This window comes from Marisediminitalea sp. (assembly GCF_984433645.1).
Map to the genome: position 1 here is coordinate 1 of NZ_CFIDRX010000274.1, position 3,535 is coordinate 3,535.

Consider the following 3,535-nt stretch of genomic DNA (forward strand, 5'->3'; position numbering starts at 1 on the left):
CGCTCAGGCGCGGTTTTTTTATGTCTGCAGTGCCAAGCACAGGGTTATTAGTACAAAGCAATGTAAACCTAGCGCCGGCCTAGTTTTCGAGGACCGAACTTTCGGCGTGCTGTTAAGGTTTCCGGTGTTTCGTTTAGCATTTCAGAAACCTTTTTGCTAAGCGCTTCTTTGTTGGCGGCTTTTTGCGTGTCGTCGCCAGGGTCGGTAACCGCATGCTGCAGCGCGGTCTCAACTACTGTGTTAATTTGTGCTGCGCGACTCTTGTCAAAGTCACTATCCTTTGCCGCACTGTCGCCGATTAACCGGTCAGGTTCATCGTTGTCAATTTCCAGCTTTCTGAATTCAGCTTTGGTTTCAATCAGCGCTTTGACGGCTTGCGCCTGAGTTTCGCTAAACCGGAACTGCTGACTTTTTAACTGCATTCTGCCACCAAAATAAAAAGCAATAATGACACTGAGTAAGGTCCAGTAGCCGTCGGGTATGGCACTGATGGCGAGGGTTATTTCAGCCAGGTGAGAAGGTGAAATATAGGCAACCACAAAAATAAACAGGATCAGCGACACGATCATAGGACGTATGAGTCGATTAAATCCGTCTGCCAGTGAATCGACCCAATTGCGATTTTCCAGTTTATTAAACTCAGCCTGATACGCGCGTAACAACGCCATTTGTTCGTCGGCCGAACGCTGAGCGTCCTTTTCCTTATTCGTGGTAAATACACCTGCAACGGTTTCGACGCCTTTTGACACCGATGTGGCAATAGCTGACACCGGGTTTTCCAATAATTTGCTCATGTTCGCCTCCTTATGCGATGGCCTGATAAGGCAGGAAACTTCTTGCCCGGGCCAGCCAACCCTTCAGAAATGCCAGTTGTGTGTCGTCGTTGGTAACAATTTCTACATAGAACATCTGACGTTCTTCTACCAGTGCAACCAGCATCCATTCATCCAGCGCTTCAAGGCAGGCAAATGCCTGCGCCTTGGTTTTAGGGCCCATTAAGCCATCTACCGATAACGGCCCACAGCCGGCATCGTTACACACTTCCTGCAGAAACTTTATGGCGCGCCGTGGGCCGTGGTTGACCGCGGAATCAAATAAGAAGGGTTGTAAGGCGTCGGGGAGCTTGTCGATACGGGGCTTTCGGTAGTAGTTCAGCTCGTAGATATCACGGGCGGTTTCGATATCCATGGCTTTTACCATATCCGCGGTCACGACGACTTCCAGATAGCGAGACAAGGTTTTTTGTGTGATCCCAAAGTTGGTAGGGCCACCCCTGTCCGCCGGGTGATTCACATAGCCACCTTCTTTGGCGAGGATGGCATCAATCATTGTTTTTACGTCCATGCTGTATTGTCCTGTGTAATAATTGTTCAAATAATAGACAATAAAAGCGCGTGCGTGAAGCGATTTGCAACGTTAAATAGTGACCGGGCCCGGACTCATGGCAAGGGGATTCGAATTCGTCTTAAGGGCTCTATCGGCAATGTTTAGTACTCGGGGGAGCGAATGGCGGGTTAAAGCGGATGTTGTGAGACGTTTACCTTTTGCGCCTCGTCGGGTGTACGCAAACACCGTTATTCGGGTATAACCTCGTTTTACCCGAACACACTCCCTTTGGTAGTACGGCACGTCCTCCCAGTCATCACAAATGCCTAGTTGTGACGCAGTAAGCCAGAGAATGCTGCCTTTAACCCTCGCATTGGAGTGTGGGGTGATAAACCAATAGCCGTCAGGGCTGAGCAGACGTTGCCAGCCGACCAGTGTAGCGGGGCGGGGATGAATATGCTGGCCAAATAACGTTTTCTGTAATGCGGGTAACAGCAAGGTGCCGTAGCAAAACACGGGCACCTTACCGGAAGGATGTTTATTTAGCGGCTTTTGCGGCAGCCTTTTCACATTTACCCCGCCATTCGTCATCTAATACCGGTATGTCGACAAGCTTTGCGGCGTGACTAAAATACTCAGGGTTATAAACAGTACGCATCAGTTCACCAACGCTAACGGTATTGTCAGCCCGTTCCAGTAACGATACTGCATCACCCACATTAATCACGCCGGTCTGTTTTACGCGGTAGTACCAGCCTGTTACGCCCTGATTTCCCGTAAAACGGTCCAGATTGGGTGTTTCAAAGCGATGATTAATTTTGTTGCATGGCGCTCGAGGCGCGCCTACCTCAACAATGACATTGCCAAAGGCGTACACATCACCAATAAACACATTTTCGTCAGTCATGCCGTCTACTGAGATATTTTCACCAATACTGCCGGGCAGCAGCTTGTCGGCCAGTTCAGGGTACTGAGCTTTAATGGTGTCATAGCTTGCCACACTAAACTGATGCAGAACTTTTTCAGGGCCGCCATGTAAACGCAAATTGGCTTGTTGGTCTTCGTCGGTGCGATCAACATGCACAGTGAGTTTGTCCACCGGCTGTTTGCAAATCGCCGATAGTGCCTTTCGGGGGCCAAGTGGAGCAGGTTGCCCCGCATACAACGCAGAAACAATCACAGCAGCATCCTTTTTTATAGATTAACGGTTATTATGGTAGCGGACTTTTTTATGAAAAAAAATGAAATGCGTTTTAAACCTTCGCTAAAAACGTTGCGACTAATGCCCTGTAACAACAAGAAAATAACGAAAGAGAGCCCAATGACATGACAGTCGGCCAGGGAAATGTAGTGGATGCTACCGACGCATTTGCGCAACAACAATTACAGCAGCACTTGCAGGCAGCGATGCAAGGTGATGTGCAAGCTTACCAGCAGCTTTATCAAAAGTATGTGGGGCAAGTATACGCGCTGAGTTTACGACTGACCGGTGATGCGGCACTCGCTGAAGATGCTACCCAGGAAGTGTTTGTTCAGGTGTGGCAGAAGCTGGCTAACTTTTCGCAGAAAAGTCAGTTCTCAACCTGGCTGCACAGCGTAACAGCCAACGTAACGATATCGTATATGCGCAAACAGCGAGGCTGGTTTCAGCGTATGTTCGGGCTCGACAGTGCGAATGAGCAACAAATTACCGCGAGTGAGTCGTTAGACTTATCGCAACTCGACAAATGTATTTTGAAATTGCCCGAGCGGGCCCGGCAGGTGTTTGTATTACATGCCATAGAGGGGTACCGGCACGAGGACATTGCCGACATGCTGAATATGGCATCAGGTACCAGTAAAGCGCAGTTTCATCGGGCAAGACAGTTATTACAGGAGTGGTTAGGTGATGACGACCAATAAATCACAAGACAGCTTACAGCAACAGCTAGCGTCGCTCCCCCAAGACGTACAGCCTGGTCGCGATTTGTGGCAGGGCATTGAACTGGCGATTACTCAGCAGCCTTCAGCCACGGACAAGGCTAAGCCTAAGTCCTGGGTATACGGCGCAGTAGCGGCAAGTATCTTAGTGCCGGCCGTAGCTGTGTGGATCAGTATTTCAAGTTTATCAGGTCCGGTAGAGCCTGGACTCGACAGCGCAGCGTTAATTGCGCAACTGAGTGAACAATACGAAAGCCAGAAATCGTCACTGTTGGTAACGTACCAGGAC

5 protein-coding genes and 1 pseudogene are annotated in these 3,535 nt (G+C 49.4%); 2 read left to right on the forward strand and 4 right to left on the reverse strand.

Annotated features, from left to right (window positions below):
* Positions 1-68: 68 nt before the first annotated feature.
* From AC4MRN_RS20095 to AC4MRN_RS20110, 4 genes are all read right to left on the reverse strand, one after another.
* Positions 69-794 carry a 3TM-type holin gene (locus AC4MRN_RS20095; protein ID WP_487966942.1) on the reverse strand — a complete coding sequence of 242 codons (726 nt, stop codon included), beginning with the start codon at positions 792-794 and terminating at the stop codon, positions 69-71.
* A gap of 10 nt (positions 795-804) precedes the next feature.
* A complete protein-coding gene (locus tag AC4MRN_RS20100; RefSeq protein ID WP_491204323.1) occupies positions 805-1,344 on the reverse strand; it encodes a glycoside hydrolase family 108 protein in 540 nt (179 codons plus the stop codon).
* A gap of 72 nt (positions 1,345-1,416) precedes the next feature.
* On the reverse strand, positions 1,417-1,896 hold the full coding sequence (locus AC4MRN_RS20105; RefSeq protein WP_491204324.1) for a gamma-glutamylcyclotransferase family protein: 480 nt from the start codon (positions 1,894-1,896) through the stop codon (positions 1,417-1,419).
* On the reverse strand, positions 1,865-2,506 hold the full coding sequence (locus AC4MRN_RS20110) for an MOSC domain-containing protein (RefSeq protein ID WP_487967280.1): 642 nt from the start codon (positions 2,504-2,506) through the stop codon (positions 1,865-1,867). The genes AC4MRN_RS20105 and AC4MRN_RS20110 overlap by 32 nt, the downstream gene beginning before the upstream one ends.
* A gap of 146 nt (positions 2,507-2,652) precedes the next feature.
* Here AC4MRN_RS20110 and AC4MRN_RS20115 point away from each other — a divergent pair, with 146 nt between their 5' ends.
* Both AC4MRN_RS20115 and AC4MRN_RS20120 read left to right on the forward strand, forming a co-directional pair.
* Positions 2,653-3,228: an RNA polymerase sigma factor gene (locus AC4MRN_RS20115; protein WP_073316726.1), complete on the forward strand. Its 576-nt coding sequence runs from the start codon at positions 2,653-2,655 to the stop codon at positions 3,226-3,228.
* Positions 3,215-3,535: pseudogene (locus AC4MRN_RS20120) on the forward strand (hypothetical protein); the annotation flags it as partial. The gene AC4MRN_RS20115 and the pseudogene AC4MRN_RS20120, both read left to right, overlap by 14 nt.

Excerpts from the sequence above, each read along its gene's own strand:
- AC4MRN_RS20115 (WP_073316726.1), top strand. The coding sequence starts at position 2,653 with ATGACAGTCGGCCAGGGAAATGTAGTGGATGCTACCGACGCATTTGCG.
- AC4MRN_RS20100 (WP_491204323.1), bottom strand. The coding sequence starts at position 1,344 with ATGGACGTAAAAACAATGATTGATGCCATCCTCGCCAAAGAAGGTGGC.
- AC4MRN_RS20095 (WP_487966942.1), bottom strand. The coding sequence starts at position 794 with ATGAGCAAATTATTGGAAAACCCGGTGTCAGCTATTGCCACATCGGTG.